This is a genomic window from Microbulbifer mixtoriginis (SeqCode) (genome assembly GCF_052466765.1).
Genome location: NZ_CP174289.1, coordinates 1,945,001 through 1,962,280 on the forward strand (window position 1 = coordinate 1,945,001; position 17,280 = coordinate 1,962,280).

At 54.5% G+C, this 17,280-nt stretch carries 15 protein-coding genes (1 of these 15 running past the window's edge); 9 read left to right on the forward strand and 6 right to left on the reverse strand.

All coding sequences use genetic code 11. The annotated features are described in order from the left end of the window. On the reverse strand, nucleotides 1-1,235 hold the 5' portion of the coding sequence (tyrS, locus tag ACJJIV_RS08650; protein ID WP_444891426.1) for a tyrosine--tRNA ligase. It extends 70 nt beyond the left edge of the window; only the first 1,235 of its 1,305 coding nucleotides appear in the window; the start codon lies at nucleotides 1,233-1,235; the stop codon falls past the left edge of the window. A 275-nt stretch (nucleotides 1,236-1,510) separates the two neighbouring features. On the opposite strand from tyrS, the gene ACJJIV_RS08655 reads away from it, so the two are divergent. Together ACJJIV_RS08655 and ACJJIV_RS08660 are read left to right on the forward strand one after the other, a co-directional pair. Continuing rightward, nucleotides 1,511-2,893 (forward strand): peptidoglycan DD-metalloendopeptidase family protein, encoded by a 1,383-nt coding sequence (locus ACJJIV_RS08655; protein WP_444891427.1) that lies wholly within the window; start codon nucleotides 1,511-1,513, stop codon nucleotides 2,891-2,893. 15 nt (nucleotides 2,894-2,908) lie between these two features. Further along, on the forward strand, nucleotides 2,909-4,018 hold the full coding sequence (locus tag ACJJIV_RS08660) for an anhydro-N-acetylmuramic acid kinase (RefSeq protein WP_444891428.1): 1,110 nt from the start codon (nucleotides 2,909-2,911) through the stop codon (nucleotides 4,016-4,018). A gap of 20 nt (nucleotides 4,019-4,038) precedes the next feature. Here ACJJIV_RS08660 and erpA read toward each other — a convergent pair whose 3' ends face one another. The 4 genes from erpA to argC form a co-directional block, all read right to left on the reverse strand. Beyond that, entirely contained in the window at nucleotides 4,039-4,392 is a 354-nt protein-coding gene (gene erpA / locus ACJJIV_RS08665; RefSeq protein WP_020411471.1) for an iron-sulfur cluster insertion protein ErpA, read from the reverse strand. 161 nt (nucleotides 4,393-4,553) lie between these two features. Next, complete coding sequence (locus tag ACJJIV_RS08670) at nucleotides 4,554-4,997, reverse strand: bactofilin family protein (protein WP_252084393.1); 444 nt, start codon at nucleotides 4,995-4,997, stop codon at nucleotides 4,554-4,556. A 33-nt stretch (nucleotides 4,998-5,030) separates the two neighbouring features. Beyond that, nucleotides 5,031-5,762, reverse strand: a complete 732-nt coding sequence (locus ACJJIV_RS08675) for a DUF6776 family protein (protein WP_252084392.1) — start codon at nucleotides 5,760-5,762, stop codon at nucleotides 5,031-5,033. Nucleotides 5,763-5,825: 63 nt separating this feature from the next. Beyond that, on the reverse strand, nucleotides 5,826-6,878 hold the full coding sequence (argC, locus tag ACJJIV_RS08680; protein WP_444891429.1) for an N-acetyl-gamma-glutamyl-phosphate reductase: 1,053 nt from the start codon (nucleotides 6,876-6,878) through the stop codon (nucleotides 5,826-5,828). A 96-nt stretch (nucleotides 6,879-6,974) separates the two neighbouring features. Here argC and ACJJIV_RS08685 point away from each other — a divergent pair, with 96 nt between their 5' ends. From ACJJIV_RS08685 to hemB, 7 genes are all read left to right on the forward strand, one after another. Further along, complete coding sequence (locus ACJJIV_RS08685) at nucleotides 6,975-8,795, forward strand: chloride channel protein (protein WP_252084390.1); 1,821 nt, start codon at nucleotides 6,975-6,977, stop codon at nucleotides 8,793-8,795. Between the two features lie 33 nt (nucleotides 8,796-8,828). Then, the gene (gene hemJ, locus ACJJIV_RS08690; protein WP_252084389.1) at nucleotides 8,829-9,251 is read left to right on the forward strand and encodes a protoporphyrinogen oxidase HemJ; all 423 of its coding nucleotides are present in this window, start codon (nucleotides 8,829-8,831) and stop codon (nucleotides 9,249-9,251) included. Nucleotides 9,252-9,333: 82 nt separating this feature from the next. Beyond that, nucleotides 9,334-10,119: a bifunctional hydroxymethylpyrimidine kinase/phosphomethylpyrimidine kinase gene (thiD, locus tag ACJJIV_RS08695; RefSeq protein WP_252084388.1), complete on the forward strand. Its 786-nt coding sequence runs from the start codon at nucleotides 9,334-9,336 to the stop codon at nucleotides 10,117-10,119. Between the two features lie 172 nt (nucleotides 10,120-10,291). Then, complete coding sequence (gene hemL, locus ACJJIV_RS08700; RefSeq protein ID WP_444891430.1) at nucleotides 10,292-11,575, forward strand: glutamate-1-semialdehyde 2,1-aminomutase; 1,284 nt, start codon at nucleotides 10,292-10,294, stop codon at nucleotides 11,573-11,575. A 140-nt stretch (nucleotides 11,576-11,715) separates the two neighbouring features. Then, nucleotides 11,716-12,906, forward strand: coding sequence for a benzoate/H(+) symporter BenE family transporter (locus ACJJIV_RS08705; RefSeq protein WP_444891431.1), 1,191 nt, complete (start codon nucleotides 11,716-11,718; stop codon nucleotides 12,904-12,906). Nucleotides 12,907-12,913: 7 nt separating this feature from the next. Beyond that, a complete protein-coding gene (locus tag ACJJIV_RS08710; protein WP_444891432.1) occupies nucleotides 12,914-13,546 on the forward strand; it encodes a GntR family transcriptional regulator in 633 nt (210 codons plus the stop codon). A gap of 102 nt (nucleotides 13,547-13,648) precedes the next feature. Next, the gene (gene hemB / locus ACJJIV_RS08715) at nucleotides 13,649-14,659 is read left to right on the forward strand and encodes a porphobilinogen synthase (RefSeq protein ID WP_444891433.1); all 1,011 of its coding nucleotides are present in this window, start codon (nucleotides 13,649-13,651) and stop codon (nucleotides 14,657-14,659) included. Nucleotides 14,660-14,699: 40 nt separating this feature from the next. Here the strand turns inward: hemB and mrcB are convergent, their stop codons facing one another. Beyond that, a complete protein-coding gene (gene mrcB, locus ACJJIV_RS08720) occupies nucleotides 14,700-17,264 on the reverse strand; it encodes a penicillin-binding protein 1B (protein ID WP_444891434.1) in 2,565 nt (854 codons plus the stop codon). Nucleotides 17,265-17,280 lie beyond the last annotated feature (16 nt).

Genomic DNA, 17,280 nt, shown 5'->3' on the forward strand with positions numbered 1-17,280 from the left:
GCTTTATCACGTTCAAATACTGATGCGGGCTCCGCATTCGCGCTCATGCCTACCGCCTGGCCATTAATCAATACGGCATTACGACCCAAGGCATCTTTCACCGGCTTACCAGAAGGCGCCATACCTGCATCCACAAGTATGTTGATCAGACTCTGCTCACCAAAATCTTTTGGAAGTGCAGATGAGGGTAAGCCATCGAGGCGAAGTTGTTCCAAATCACTGGCGGATAAATCTGCAATATCCCCTGAGAAGAGCGCCCGAGAAATACGCTCAGCTGCAGCCAACCCCTCTTCACCATGTACCAGACGGGTTACTTCTCGAGCCAAAATACTCTGAGCCTCGGGCTTACCTGCTCGCTCACCATCAGCCTGTTCAATGGCTTCAATTTCATCGACACTCAAAAAGGTGAAGTAACGCAGGAATTTATAGACATCCGCATCGGCGGTATTCAGCCAGAATTGGTAAAAGGCATAGGGGCTAGTACGTTTGGGGTCAAGCCAGATAGTACCGCTTTCCGTTTTACCAAACTTGGTACCATCCGCCTTGGTCACTAATGGCAAGGTCAAACCATAAACTTTACCGCGGTGCTGGCGACGGGTCAGATCAACACCGCCTGTAATATTACCCCACTGGTCGGAACCGCCGATCTGCAAAGTGCAACTATTGCGTTTGTACAGTTCGGAAAAATCCATGGACTGCAGCAACATATAGGAAAATTCAGTAAAGGAGATACCTTCTCCCTCTCTCTGAATGCGCTGCTTAACCGACTCTTTATTCACCATATTATTGACTGAGAAATGTTTTCCCACGTCACGTAGAAAGTCGAGCACGTTCAACTCACGTGTCCAGTCCAGATTATTCGCTACCAGTGCGCTGTTTTCACCACAGTCAAAATCGATAAACTGAGAAACTTGGTTCTTCAACTTCTCAACCCAGCCGGCAACCACATCCGGGGTATTTAGACTGCGCTCTTGGGCTTTAAAAGACGGATCCCCGATTAAACCGGTAGCACCGCCTACCAAAGCAATCGGTTGATGACCTGCCGCCTGAAACCTCTTCAAAGTCAACAACGGTACTAGACTGCCTATATGAAGGGAGTCTGCGGTGGGATCAAAGCCACAATAAAGGGTTCGGCTCTCAGACAAATGCTGCGTAAGTTCGCCGTCACCAGTCGCCTGATTGATTAATCCGCGACGGTCCAAGTCTTCAAGCAGTGTCATGTCGACCCCAGCCATGCTTTCCCCTCATATTTAGGCTTGAAAATAGCGCCACCGGGCGGCGGCAAAATGCGCTGCAACATTACCGAACTTTTTGGCAAATACAAGCGGGCCTTATAGCCCCACTGAAATGATGAAATAAGTGCTGAGGAACTAATTCATGGAGATATGGGTCAATTACCCAGTGAACCCAGGCGGCTTTTTTGCTATAAAGTCTCTTCAATGCCTGTTTTTTAAACACTCATTACTCCAAGCGCAGATAACAACCACAGCCGGCGCCGCCCGTTAATACCATGCAGAATCATCGCAAACCGACATCCCGTGTCCGTATAGGCGCCTTGCCCAAACATTTTCCCCGCGTACATGCACTCACGGCTAGTGCCGCGGCCTGTGTACTGGTGTTGGCAGTTTTTATTCCAACGCCGGAAGTGGAAGCCAAGCGTATGCCGCTTCCCGTCAATTTATCTTCAACTGAAGAGAGCGTGACCGATCAGCAACCCGTGCATGTTGAAAAAGTTACTCCCGAGCAAGGTATTGCATTAGCAACAGCAGCTGTGGCTAAAGTACAGTCATTAAGCTTGACCGTACGTAATGGTGACACTCTATCCGATCTGTTTAAGCGCGCCAAAGTAAGCGCCGGGGAGATGTATCAGCTACTGGGTAGTGGCAAAGAAGCGAAAAAATTAGCGCGACTTAATCCTGGCGAAGAATTGACCTTTACAGTCAATCCGGATGGAAAATTGCAGGGTTTAGCGCTGCAAAAAGACCAACTCCGTCAGGTCAGATTTACCCGCGACGCGGAAAGCAGGTTCCAACACGATTTAGTCCAGCGTGAACCCGACAGCCATCCCGCTTACCGCCAGGGACAAATTGATAGCTCATTATTTGTTGCCGGTAGTGATGCCGGTTTGAGCGATAGCCTGATCATGGAAATGGCCGATGTCTTCAGCTCGGATATCGATTTCGCACTGGATATTCGCAAAGGCGACAGTTTCAGTGTGATGTTTGAAGAAAAATTCCTCGACGGAGAGAAAATCGGCAATGGTCCTATTCTCGCCGTCAGCTTTACCAATCAGGGAAATACTTACAGCGCAGTTCGCTATGTCGATAGTAGTGGCGATGCCAATTACTTCACACCTGAAGGTAAAAGCATGCGCAAGGCGTTTATTCGCACGCCATTGGATATAGTGCGTATCAGCTCACACTTTAATCCTCGCCGTCTACATCCAGTGTTCAAGTCGCGTCGTCCTCACAACGGTACCGATTATGCTGCTCCGCGCGGCACTCCAGTTTACTCAACGGGCGACGGCCGAGTCATTGCATCCGGCTACAGTAAGCCCAATGGCAACTATGTATTTATTCAGCATGGCGAACGCTACGTTACCCGCTATTTACACCTAACAAAGCGCAAAGTGAAGAGAGGCCAGCGAGTAAAACAGCGCCAGGTTATTGGCACTGTCGGCTCTACTGGCTATGCCACCGGCCCTCATTTGCACTATGAATTCCTGGTAGACGGCAGACACCGCAACCCGGCCACAATCGTGCGTAAACTGCCCAAGGCCAAGTCTGTGCCCTCAGCGGAAATGACGCGCTTTAAAAACCAAACCCAACCTCTGCTGGCTAAGCTGGAAAATTATCAGGGCCCCGCCCTGGCAAAACTCGAAGACGACAACTAAACAAGCACTATTTTTATGTCCGATCTTTTTATCGGCCTGATGTCCGGTACCAGCGTCGATGCTATCGACGCGGTACTGGTCGACTTTGGCGGCGAAGAGAAAATCAAGCCGCGCATCCTGGCAGCTCTAAGCCACCCTATCCACCCTTCATTGCGCAGTGCCATCCTCGCTCTATGCTCTCCAGGTCCCTCAGAATTAGACCGTGCGGGACAGCTGGATCGACAGCTCGGCCAAGTATTTGCCGAGGCTACGAATACCCTATTAGCTCGTGCCGGTATAGAACCGAGGGATGTCACCGCAGTCGGCAGCCACGGACAAACTGTCAGGCACCGGCCACCCGGCACCGTTAGCTCCCCCTTTACCCTACAGTTGGGCGACCCCAACACCATTGCGGCACTGACGGGTATCAGCACTATCGCAGATTTTCGTCGACGCGATATGGCCCTGGGAGGCCAAGGAGCACCATTGATGCCCGCCTTCCACCGCGCCGCATTCAAAACCGAAGGCAACCGTGCCGTTGTTAATATTGGCGGCATGGCCAATATCACCGAGCTGAAAGCCGATGGCAGCATTTGTGGTTACGATACTGGCCCCGGCAATGCCCTGCTGGATTACTGGGTAGGTCTACACAAAAAACAGCCTTTCGATCGGGACGGCGGCTGGGCAGCCAGCGGACGCGTAAGTCCCGAGTTGCTCAATCGTTTAATGTCAGCCCCCTACTTTTCCGCTGAGCCTCCCAAGAGCACTGGGCGTGAAACTTTCAATGCCAACTGGCTAGAACAGGCCCTGGCTGGGCTAGAGCTAGCTCCCGCAGACGTACAGGCAACTCTATCGGAAGTTACCGCTGCAAGTATTGCTGAAGCCGTGCATTCATTCGCTGATGGTGGAGAGTTGCTAATATGCGGTGGCGGGGCCAGGAATAAAGATTTGTTATCCAGGTTGCAGAGGCGATTGCCCACTTGGTCGATTGCCGATACCGGCACCTATGGTATTGATGCCGATTGGCTTGAGGCAGTGGGCTTTGCCTGGCTGGCAAGGCAGACATTACTCGGTCTGCCCGGTAATTGCCCCGGTGTGACCGGAGCAAAAAAAGAAGCCGTGCTAGGGGCTATCTATCCCCCTTAAGCGGCTAGCTGACGAGCGGCTCAGATTGAGAAAGATGAGCCGCATCCACAGGTCGAAGAGGCATTGGGGTTTTGCACCACAAAGCGGGAACCAGCCAGTCCCTCCTCGTAGTCCACATTGGCACCCACTAAATAGGGGTAGCTCATCGCATCAACCAGCACCTGGATACCATCCTTTTCGATAATGGCATCGTCTTCGGCAACCAGTTCATCGAAGGTAAAACCGTACTGGAATCCAGAGCAGCCGCCACCGGTTACAAAGACCCTGAGCTTTAATTCCGGGTTGCCCTCCTCTTCCAACAGGCTCTTGACCTTAGCCACCGCTTTATCGGTGACCACTAGTGGTGCAGGAGAAAAGGATACAGCTTCTGACATAAGTCTCTCTCAACTCATCGGGACGTTCGCAGCTCGTATAAAAACCATACTGAGCACAGCCTCGGGGGCGTCATCTTGCTTAAACCCAGCAAATCAGTCAAGTATTTGGCACAACAGACCCCAGCATCAGTGAGATTTGGGGCAGTAATTTAAGGTTTAGTTTATGAGGCTTCTATCACCGTCTCGTCTTCGGAATACCCAATCATAGGGGGCTCACCCGCAGAACTGAGGTCGGCATTGGAAACCAAGGCGCCATTGACCTGGGCACCTTTCATCATCTCAATCAACTTGTAGTGTACATTGCCCTCAACCATCGCTTTGGACGCCAATTCCAAATGACGGGCAGCGAATACATCTCCACTCACATTACCATTGATGACCACCTGGGGCACACGGATTTCTCCCTCTATAACGCCACCCTCGACAATCTGTAAGCGGGCATCGCTGTCGCTATGAGCGGAAACATTGCCCTTTACTTTGCCCTCGATTACCAGGTTACCGCGAAAGTGTATATCGCCGGTGACTTCCGTCTGGCGCGCGATCAGAGTGGTATGGTTACTACCAGTGCTGGCCATAGTTACGTGCTTCTCTTTTTTTCTTAACATAATCCCTAAAACCTCATGCCTTTGGCATCAATGCTAGCTTTTCTGTACCAACCAGCCGTAGCGCTGTTCAATATTGAAACCCGTGCGCCCACTGGATTTGAGCGACAGCTCCACACCCTCTGGAATAAATCCTTCCGGTAGGCTCAACTCACCCTCAATGTTCTGAAAATATTTAAAACGCAGCGGTATAGACTCTGTATCCACCTGCTCCGATAAGTCTTTGAGGGCGTAGCGCATTGGCTCACCATCTTGACGACCCACAACTGTAAAAGTGGCAGCCCCTTTGATTACATTGCGGCGCGCTGCCGACTGCTGCACTTGCAGCTTGTACTGATAGCTGCGCGCATCAGCAGTCTGGGAGAGAATAAAACGTCCAATTGAAACCCCTTCCCCTCCTTCTGCTGGCGCCATGACCCCTCGATAAAAAGAGATTTCCTGCTTCAGCTCGGCAATCTGACTCTCTTTCTGTACCAACTCAGTTCGCACCGCTTCACTGGCCTGCTCACCGATTACCAAAGACTGCTCGGCGGTAGCTGCACGCAGGCGCAACGCTTCATTCTCGCTATTAAGCGCCTCGAGTTTCTCCAGCACCCGGGTGTACTCCAGAGTCTTTTCATCGAGGTTTTTACGTAGATGGTATTGGCCCGCAAAATAAGAGCCAGCAGCGGTGACCAAAACCAACAAGGTGACTCCACCTACGGCAATCACGCCGGAGAAGGGGCGATGAGGCACCACTTTCATACGGTACTGCTTGCTGCCTTTCACTTTGAGCTCCATAAAATTCGCTGGGGCCAAACCGGAATTGCCGGTTGTCGTAATTGTTTGATTTTAAGGCAGCAGCGCAGGGCTCTCCAAGCCCAACGCCTCAGTTAAGCCAAACATAATGTTCATATTTTGGACCGCCTGAGCCGAGGCGCCCTTGGCAAGATTGTCGATCACCGACATTACCACCAGGGTATCCCGATCCTGGGGCTGCATCACGGAAATCCTGCACATATTTGTTCCGCGCACACTACGGGTTTGAGGGTGACTTCCAGCCGGCAATACATCCACAAAGGGCTCATCTTTGTAGCGCTGCTCAAATAGCATCTGCAATTCACTTGCCGACAGGCTCGCTGAGGAGCTGGTTTTAGCAAAAAGTGTGGCGTGGATGCCCCTGACCATAGGAAGTAGGTGCGGCACAAATGTCACCTTTACTGGGTTGGCACCGAGTGGTTGTATATTCCGCAGCCCCTGCTCAATCTCTGGTAAATGGCGATGGCCCGCAGCGGAGTAGGCACGGAAGTTATCGCTATTTTCCGCCAGAATTAGATCGGTCTTGGCCTGACGCCCGGCACCACTAGCACCACTGGCCGCACTGGCAATCAGTTCTGATGGTTCCACTACCCCCGCTTCCACTAGAGGGATCCAACCCAACTGAATCGCAGTGGGATAGCAACCGGGACAAGCCACCAGTTGCGCAGCTGCAATATCGGCGCGGTTGACTTCGGGTAACCCGTAAACCGCCTCCTTGGCCAAGGCCGGAGCTGCGTGCTGCTGACCGTACCAGGCTTCCCAGGAGGGAATGTCCTTGAGACGAAAATCAGCGGATAGGTCGACCACCCGCACGCCGCGTTCAATCAGCGCCGGCACCTGCGCTTGTGCAACTCCATGGGGAGTCGCAAAAAATACAAGATCACAGCTAGCCAGCTGCTCAACATTCGGTTCACAAAAAGCCAGGTCATAATGACCACGCAGACTGGGAAATAATTCAGCGACAGGTGTGCCCTTCAGGGATCGTGAGGTGATTGCGGTTACCTTTACCTGAGGATGTGTCGCCAAAATCCGCAGCAGTTCCACTCCCGTGTAGCCGGTGCCTCCGACAATTGCTACCTTAATCACCTTGCAAAACTCTCCCGATAAATTCGTCAATTGAGACGATAATCATAAAATCAGCCAAGCACTCTAACACAAGCCCCGGACCTTGAAGGATGTGCGGTGTCACAGCGCCCCAGGATTTCACTTAAAAGCACCCTGAGCCGTTACTTACCAAAGACAAACGGCCTGGAACAGATCCGCCTGCAACTCTCTGCCCGGGAAGCCCTGGCGCCACTGCTTGGCATGGCTTTGATTACCGGAGCACTCGCCGGTGGAGTCACAGTGTTATTCCGTTTTGCTATGGAGTGGCCGACAACTTTTTTTCTTTCAGTCCCCCAAAATTATGAGTCGTTGCCCCCACAGTGGCGGTTTGCCCTACCGATAATCGGCTCTCTACTCATCGGGGTTATTTACCTGGCGCTCAGTCCCAAGCGCTACGACGTCGGTGTAGTGCATGTGCTCGACCGTCTCTATAACCACCAGGGCAATATGCCGATATCCAACGCAATACTGCAATTTTTCGCCGGTGCCATCGCCCTAATTAGCGGGCATTCGGTCGGGCGAGAAGGCCCAGCTGTACATCTGGGTGCCGCCAGCGGTAGCTGGTTAGCCCGTACACTGCGACTACCCAATAATTCTGCGCGCAACCTGCTCGGTTGTGGTGTTGCCGCCGCGATTGCCGCTTCTTTCAACACCCCCCTGGCCGGTGTGGTATTCGCTATGGAAGTGGTAATGCTGGAATATTCCGTGGCCGGTTTTTTACCGGTTATGTTGGCGGCGGTAACTGGGAGCGCAATCACCCAGCTCACTTTTGGGCGCGAACCAGACTTTAATGTGCCGGCAATCCATCTCAACTCCCTGGCCGAACTGCCAATTTTATTTTTGTGTGCACTGGCTATCGGCTTTCTGGCTGCACTTTTCATACTGGCCCACCGCAAACTCACCAAGCAGAATAATCGATCTCCACTATTGCGTTTTTTAGTGGTCGGACTGGTGACAGGCACCATCGGAATCTGGGTCCCAGAAATTCTCGGTGGGGGCTACGACACATTGCAAATGGCCATGCTGGGAGAGTTGGGCGTAAACACTTTGGTGGTTATTGTTGCGGCCAAGCTGGTTGCCACCGCTCTGGGGTCCGGGTTGGGTATTCCCGGAGGCGTAATTGGACCCAGCCTGATCCTCGGTGCCTGTCTCGGTGGCATCGCCGGCGGCCTTGCCAATATGTGGCTGGGTGAGCACACCGCGAGCCCTGGCTTTTACGCCATGGTGGGTATGGCAGCAATGATGGCTGCCATGCTCAACGCACCCCTCGCCGCCCTACTCGCTATTCTCGAATTGACCTACAACCCCAATGTGCTGTTCCCCGGCATGATGATGATCGTGGTGGCCACCTTGATCAGTCGACAATTTTTCGGCACCCAGGGAATTTACCTGGAGACACTGCGTGCATTAGACAAGGCCGGTACCCCAACCTGGCGTCAGCAGATGCTCAGTGGTGTGGGTGTTGCAAGTCAAATGGATCGGCGTTTTATTGTTGCCCAACAGGAAATTACTGTAGAGCAGGCACAGAGTTACATCGCACAACACCCCCAATGGATATTGATCGACCTATCTAATGAAAAACCGCCTGAACTCTTACGCGCCGCTGACTTGGCTACATTCCTCCAGGGCAGTGGAGAGGAGGGAAGTGAAGAGTCTCTTGTTGAACACGAACAAAAAATCGGGGAAAAAGCAGCAACCATTGATTTGTTAAAAATTCCCGGTGAGCGCAAACAAATGGCGGAATTAAATTGGCGGGCAACTATGTTGGAGGCCCAGCAGGAACTGAAAAAAACCGGTGCCGACGCTCTCTACATCAGCCGCCATCAGAGCGGTTCTCTGGACAATCGCATCGCGGGCATTATTCTGCCGCTACAGATCGATAACTTTTACCGGAAATAATCGTTTCCGTTTTTATTTTTGAGGGGATATTCCATGTTGTGGATCAAGGCTTTTCACATTATTGCCATGGTATGTTGGTTTGCCGCGCTGTTTTATTTACCGCGTCTTTTCGTCTACCACGTAGATGCTACCGACGCCCTTAGCCGCGATCGTTTCTGCATCATGGAACGGCGACTGTATCGGGGGATCGCCATTCCAGCCATGCTCGCCACCGTCGGCCTGGGTATTTGGCTGTACAGCTTGAATCCCAGCTACTACACCTCAGCCGGCTGGATGCACGCGAAACTCACCTTCGTTGTATTGCTCCTGGCCTATCATCATATGTGTGGCGCCTACGTTCGTAAGTTCGCCCAGGGCACCAATACCCGCAGCGGGCGTTACTTCCGTATCTTTAATGAGGTTCCAACAGTGGCTCTATTCGCCATTGTAATTTTGGCCGTCGTGAAGCCATTTTAATTTGGCGCAAAATCATTCTTTATGTGGGGCTTACAGGAACTAAAATTAGGCGCACAGCAATTGGCAGTCATGTAGATCTTTTATGGATACACCGCAGCCCATTATTTTGACCGTCACCCACCACGACCCCAGTGGCAGCGCAGGAATAGGCGCAGATACAGAAACGGCCGTCAGTTTGGGCTGCCATGCAGCCTCCGTCGTCTCCGCCATCAGCGTCTGCAATACCGGGGAACTGCTCGGCGTAGCGCCAGTGGATGACAGCCTTTTAATTGAACAGGCCCGCACGGTCCTTGAAGATATGCCGATAGCGGCTATCAAGGTTGGCTATCTCGGTTCGGTGGAAAATGTGCGGGCATTGCACAGCGTGCTGCGCGACTACCCGGACGTTCCAGTCATTATCGACCCAGATGCCACCCTGGCCGATAAAGAGAGTGTACTGGCCCCGCCTCTTTGGGAGGCCATGACCTCTCTGTTATTGCCATATGCCACCATGGTCTGCCCCAACCGCCGTGAGGCGCGCGCCATGGCAGTAGAGGCCGACACCCATGATGCTATGGCCCAGGAATTGTTGGAAAGCGGTTGTCGCTACCTGCTACTCACCGGAGTACCGCATGAGCAACAACTGCAGAATCGCCTCTACGATGAACGCGGCCTGATCCGTGAATTCCACTGGGAGCGGTTGCCACCTGCAGCCTATGGGGTCTGCGGCACCCTCGCCACTGCCATCGCCTGTCATATCGCCCACGGCCTGACCATCACCGAGACAGTGAGCCGCAGCCAGCAATATGCTTGGAGCGCCATCCGCGACAGCCGTCGTCTGGGGATGGGACGGCCGATTCCCAACCGCTTATTCTGGTGTGAACGCTAGGGCACTTCCCTCCTCATTGCACAATAGGATCCGCACCGACATTAAGGTCGGTGCGACTTACCAGCCAGCCTCCCCTACTGCGCCCTGACTCTTCACGCATTGTCCTTAGAGCCTCACACCCTGATAATGGCCGCTGATTCTTGGCCTTTTTCGTAATTTCTGAATGAATTCTATGAGTAAATCCGAGCAGCTCTTTGCTGAAGCCCAGCAATTCATCCCCGGCGGCGTTAACTCACCGGTGCGCGCTTTCCGCGCTGTGGGCGGCACCCCTCTGTTTATCCGTCGCGCCGAAGGCGCCTACCTCTTCGATGCGGACGATAAGCGTTATATCGACTATGTACAGTCCTGGGGCCCGATGGTGTTGGGTCATGCACACCCGGAAGTGATTGAAGCGGTTGTGGAGCAGGCCCAGTCAGGCCTCAGCTTCGGTGCCCCCACCGAGCTGGAAACCGAGCTTGCCGAAGAGCTCTGCCGCCTGTGGCCCAATATGGACCTGGTGCGCTTCGTAAACTCCGGTACCGAAGCCACCATGAGCGCTATCCGCCTCGCTCGCGGCTTCACCGGGCGCGATAAAATTGTGAAGTTTGAGGGCTGCTACCACGGCCATTCCGACTCACTACTGGTCAAAGCCGGCTCCGGAGCCCTAACCATGGGCGTGCCCTCCTCTCCCGGTGTTCCTGCCGCCCTGGCCGACCACACGATTACCCTGAGCTATAACGATGCTGACGGCGTGCGCGCCTGCTTCGATGAAATTGGCGACCAAATTGCCTGTATTATCGTGGAACCCGTTGCCGGCAATATGAACTGTATTCCTCCAGTCCCCGGTTTCCTCGAGACATTGCGCGAAGTCTGCGACCAGCACGGTGCCCTGCTGATTCTCGACGAAGTAATGACGGGCTTCCGTGTAAGCCTTACCGGAGCCCAGGGCCACTTCGGTATCGAGGCGGACCTGACCACCCTAGGTAAGGTTATCGGCGGAGGCATGCCGGTAGGCGCCTTCGGTGGAAAACGCGAAATTATGGAGCAAATCGCCCCCCTGGGACCGGTTTATCAGGCCGGCACTTTATCCGGCAATCCCGTGGCCATGGTTGCGGGCCTAGAAACTTTACGTTTAGTGGAGGAAGCCGGCTTCTATGAGCCTTTAGTAGCCAGAACAGATCGTCTGGTAGAAGGTATCTTGGCCGCAGGTAAAAAGGCCGGTATTCCCATCACCGCCAATAAAGCCGGCAGTATGTTCGGATTCTTCTTTACCGAAGACCCCCAAGTCACCAATTACCAGCAGGTAATGGCCTGTAATAACGAGCGCTTTAATCAATTCTTCCACGGAATGCTTGAGGAAGGCGTATACCTGGCACCCGCTTCCTATGAGGCCGGGTTTATGTCCGCCGCCCATAGCGACGAGGATATCGAAGAGACTATCGCTGCCGCAGAACGCGTCTTCGCCCGGCTCGACTAGCCCTTCTCTCTCAGGCATCCATCGCAGGGTGGGTGCCTGTACGCTCTCCCAGTATCACAACGGCCCCCAAGCACTGTAGATCAACGCTTTGTCGCAGAAACGTTGTTCTTTTGTTATTAGTGATCAAAAATGTATACAAAATGAAAAAGGTATACATTTTGAGAAGCTTGCTTTCCGATACTAGCCTGTCCACGATCAGCGCTGGCTTTATCGCCGTGCTAGTCGCCGTAACTAGCTCCGCAGCCATTGTGTTTGAAGCAGCCCGTACAGCCGGCGCAGACGAAGCGATGATTGCTTCCTGGATCGGCGCTTTGGGGTTGGGGATGGGGCTCTCAGGTATCATCTTCTCCTGGTATTATCGCGCACCGATTGTTACCGCATGGTCGACTCCCGGCGCAGCATTACTAGCAACCAGTCTCAGCGGTATCCCAATTGCCGAGGCCATCGGTGCATTTTTTTTCAGCGCTATGCTGACCCTTGTAGTAGGCCTCTCCGGAGCCTTCGAACGAGTAGCCAGGCTAGTACCCGGCCCAATTGCCGGCGCCATGCTGGCGGGCATATTGCTCCAGTTCGGCCTCGCTACTTTCACCTCATTGCAATCCCAGCCTGTACTAGTGGGTGCCATGTTGTTGGCCTATTTCATCGGGCGGCGCTGGATACCCCGTTACGCCATTATTTTGGTACTCGCTTGTGGGGTGGCTGTCTGCTGGAAACTGCAATTGTTCGCACCTGACCAGATTCACTGGCAGGCTGCGAAGCCCATTTGGGTTACACCGGAATTCAAACTCTCAACTCTAATCAGCGTCGGCATCCCGTTGTTTATCGTCACAATGACTTCTCAATATCTCCCAGGGGCTGCAACCCTGGCTGCCAGTGGTTACCAACGAGTACCAGTTTCTCCACTGATCAGCGGAACAGGATTAACCAACCTGCTTCTCACTCCTTTCGGCGGCTTCACCCTGACCCTGGCGTCGATTACCGGGGCAATTTGTACCGGACCCGAAGCACACCCCAACCCAGACAAACGCTATACGGCCGGGATTGCCGCGGGCTTCTTCTATCTTCTGGTAGGATTATCCGGCGCCACCGTAGTGGCATTATTCAGTAATTTCCCCAAGGCACTCATAGCCGGCCTGGCTGGCCTGGCGCTGCTTGGGACGCTAGGCAACTGCCTAGCGAGTGCTACCGCAGATACAGAAAACCGTGAGGCGGCGCTAATCACCTTTCTTGTCAGCGCTTCAGGCATCAGCTTCTTGGGCATAGGCGCTGCTTTTTGGGGCCTGGTCGGCGGACTGGGCTGTTATTGGTTTTTCAAACAGGATAATAAATAAAGGGCCAATGAACCTTTACGAGAAAATCAAAGCCGATTTACAGCAGGGACGTTTTCCCGCAGGCCAAGCATTGAAGCAGGCTGAATTGGCCGAGTTCTACGAGGTCAGTCGTATTCCCATAAGGGACGCCTTGCAGCGGTTGAAAAATGAAGGCTGGCTATCGCCCCACGGCAAGCGGGGTGTCGCTGTACCCGAGTTCGATCCGTTGGAAGTAGAAGATCTGTACCTGATGCGTATGCGTCTGGAACCTCTAATACAGACCCTTGCACAAAAAAAACTCACCGGGGAAATTCTCGGTCGGGCACGAGACATTCTCGATACCATGGAGGGGAACCCCAACCTCTCAGCCGAGCAGATCGGCAGTCTTAACTGGCAATTTCACGCCACTATCTACCTCGCCGCAGAGCGCCCCACCCTTTTCGCTACTGTGGAGCAGCTGCACAGACAATGTGAGCGCTATATTGGTTACCAATCTCGCAGCCTGGACTACCAAAACACCAGCCAGAAAGAGCATTACGCAATTCTCGAGGCCCTACAACAAAAGAAGGAACAGGAAGCGGCAGCCCTGCTAGCCACGCATATCGAAACCGCCGGCAAGCAATTGGTGTCCTTTCTTCACACCACGCCAAACAGCCTCTAAAGCAAGTTGAGGGAAATCACCGGTGGCGGCAATTTGATATGATGGCCGCCAATTGCGGTCGCGGGATTGCTGCGGCCTTATCGATAGCCGGAGTAATTCCCTATGAGTCAAAATCTCGGCCGCGGAGCCTACCCCAACACCCGCTTGCGCCGCCTGCGCGCGCAGGATTTTTCCCGTCGACTGGTGAGGGAGAATCAGCTCAGCTGCGACGACCTGATCCTGCCCCTGTTTGTCATCGAGGGGCGCAGCGAAACTCAGAGGGTGGCTTCGATGCCCGGTGTCGAGCGCCTCAGTGTGGACCTGTTGGCCAATAAGGCCAAGTCTCTGCAACAGCTCGGTATTCCCGCCGTCGCGCTGTTTCCCGTAGTGGACCCCTCGGTAAAATCCGACTGCGCCAGCGCTGCCCACGATGCCAATGGCCTGGCCCAACGTGCCGTTCGGGAATTGAAGAATGCCGTGCCGGAGTTAGGGGTTATTACCGATGTGGCCCTGGACCCGTTCACCAGCCACGGTCAGGATGGCTTGATGGATCACAGCGGCTATATCGTCAATGATGAGACGGTTGAGGTACTGGTACAGCAGGCCCTCTCCCATGCCGCAGCCGGCGCAGATATGGTGGCGCCGTCAGACATGATGGACGGCCGTATCGGCGCTATTCGTACAGCACTTGAAGGCGCCGGGCACAGCAATACCCTGATCATGTCCTATGCTGCCAAATACGCCTCCGCCTACTACGGCCCCTTCCGCGATGCTGTCGGCTCCGCCAGTAACCTCAAGGGGGGCAGCAAAGCCAGTTACCAGATGGACCCCGCCAATTCCGATGAAGCCTTACACGAGTGCGCCCTAGACCTGCAAGAGGGTGCGGATATGGTGATGGTGAAGCCCGGTATGCCCTATTTGGATATCGTGCGCCGGGTGAAAGAAGAGCTGCGAGTACCCACTTTTGCCTACCAGGTAAGCGGCGAGTACGCCATGCATTGCGCCGCGTTTGAAAATGGCTGGCTGCAGCGCGAGGCGGTGATTCTCGAATCCCTATTGGCGTTTAAGCGCGCCGGCGCAGACGGAATCCTCACCTATTTTGCCGAGGAGGCCGCACAGCTACTGCAGGGCTGAACCCTTGTAAATTTTGCGCGGCCTGCGCCGCGCCACCGGTTCAGGGCCATTGGTCTTCCAGCGCGGGGCCCACCGGCTGGGCCTCCTCAACGGGGACACCTCGGTAGTCCACCTCTGTGGACTGTCCGCGAGGGAGCTCCAAAGGCTCCAGACTGGAATCCCCACCCAATGTCTCCGCATCATCACGGCGCAACTGCTCTCGCATTTGATGGCGGCGCTCACTTTCATATTGGCGCCGCTCTGTATCACTGCCCCAACCCGGTGTCATCTGTTCCCTTGGAGCCGCCTCGGAGCGCTCATTGCCAAACAGGTTGCGGAACCAGCGCCAGCGGTCGCGCCCGCGACACTCAGGCGCAGGCTGCAAGTGAGTTTCGTAGGAGAAGGGAATCTCATAGCCGCCCCGACAGTAATCCGGGTCCATAAACTGCCCGCGCGCATTCACCTCTTTGAACTCAACACCCCGCGGTGCCTCAACAGGACCGTGCTGATGGGGCAACTTGCGCATGATTTCAGTCCAGATCGGCAGAGCTCCGGTAGAACCGGTTAGGCGGGTGCGTACGTTGTCATCGCGCCCGAGCCACACCACGGCGGTAACCTCAGGGGAAAACCCTGCAAACCAGCTGTCGCGGTTATTGTTGGTAGTACCCGTCTTACCGGCAAAGGGCACACTACTGGGCAGACGCTTGGCCGACCTGCGCCCGGTGCCTTCGCGCATCGCCTGCTCCAGCCCCCAGCGCAACAAGTAGGCGGGCACCGGATCAACACCGCGATTAGTGCGCGGGCGGAAGTGCTGTACCCGCCCTCCCTGTGCATCGGATACAGCCATCAAGGTGCGCGGTTGCACCGTCTCGCCATTATTGGCGATGGTCTGATACATGCCAGCTACCTCAAATGGCGTCATCTCCACTGCGCCTAACAGCATTGCAGGCACATGCGGCAGACTGGTATCTACACCCAGGCGTCGAATTGTCTGACGCACATTCTGCAGTCCCAGATCGAGCCCCAGATGGGCAGTAGCCAGATTGTAAGACTTGGCCAAGGCGACATATAGAGGTACCTGACCGTGGGCGAGCTTATCGAAGTTCTGCGGCATCCATACATCGTCATCGGCTTCCTCAATTCGCACTGGCGCATCGTCGATCAAGGTTGCCAGGTTGTACTCTTCGGGACGCTCCAAGGCAGTTAAGAAGACTGCCGGTTTGATCAGAGAACCCACCTGGCGGCGCGCCTCCAGGGCTCGATTGAAGCCGGGATAATCCGGATCGCGGTCTCCCACCATGGCCAACACATTACCCGTGTTGTTATCTAGCAATACCGTGGCAGCCTGAAGAGTATTCGCCTTAATTTTGCGATCTTTCTCCAATTTCTGTACGCCTTGACTGATGGACTCTTCCGCGAGTTTCTGCACCGACGGCGCAAGGGTTGTATAAACCCGCAAACCGGTGGTGCGCAGCTCCTCGTAGGAGTAATAAGGACGCAGCTCTGAGAGCAGGCGCTCGGTAAAGGCCGGGTAGGGATTCTGTGCGGTTACACCGCCTTTCACCACACCCAGTGGTTTGGCGGAGTAGTGCTCGAACTCTGCCTGGGTAATCAGGCCCTGCTCGCGCATCAGTTCCAGAACGGTGTTGCGACGCTTCAATGCGCGCTGGGGATGGCGCCAAGGGTTGTAGTAGGAGGCACCCTTGGCCAGCCCCACTAGCAGGGCGACCTGATGGGGCTCTAGAGTATCCAGCGGCTGTTGGAAATAGAACTCCGATGCCAGGCCAAAGCCATAAATACCTCTGGCTCCCTGCTGGCCCAACCACACCTCATTGATGTACTCCTGCAGGATATAACCCTTGTCGTAGTGAATCTCCATCAATACCGCCATCAAGGCTTCATTGATCTTGCGCTGCAGGCTCGGCTTATGGTCGAAAAAGATATTCTTAACCAGCTGCTGAGTAATGGTTGAGCCGCCCTGCACCAGGCGCCCTGCCTTGATATTCGCCACCATTGCGCGGGCAATACCTCGCGGAGAGATGCCGAAGTGGTTGAGGAAGTCTTGGTCTTCCACCGCTATCAGGGTATTCGCCACCAACGGCGGGATATCCTTGAAACGCACCGGGTTGCGATCGTCTCCGCCCCCCAGCAATGAACCGATATTAGCGGCATCCAGGCGGAACTCGGCGATGCGCTGCCCATCTTCATCGCGCAGGTTGTCAATTTCATCGTTACGCAGGCGGAAAGTAACCATAGCCGCCGGCTCACGGCCATCGGCATGAATAAAGTCCCGGCGCCAGACCCGGTAATTCATCCCCTCGTGTGTCCAGGCGCCAGGTTCCGTCAGAGTCTTTTGTTTGCGGTAGTTGAGGGCGGCAAACTCGCTTTCCAGCTCATCCGGGTGCATTGCCATGCCTTCCCGCAGTACCAGAGGGCGCGCAAAAACCCGCGCCGGCAACTGGTACTGGCGGCTATCGAGACGCTCCCGCAGCTGTACGTCGAGGTATGCCATATAGCCGGCAAGGGCCATTGCCCCCACCAGGGCCAGCAGGAATAAGAACTTTAACCAGCGGTAGCGTCTTTTCGGTTTTGACGCTTTACTGCGCCGGCGTTTCGTCGAGGCCATATAAGAGTTTTCCAGC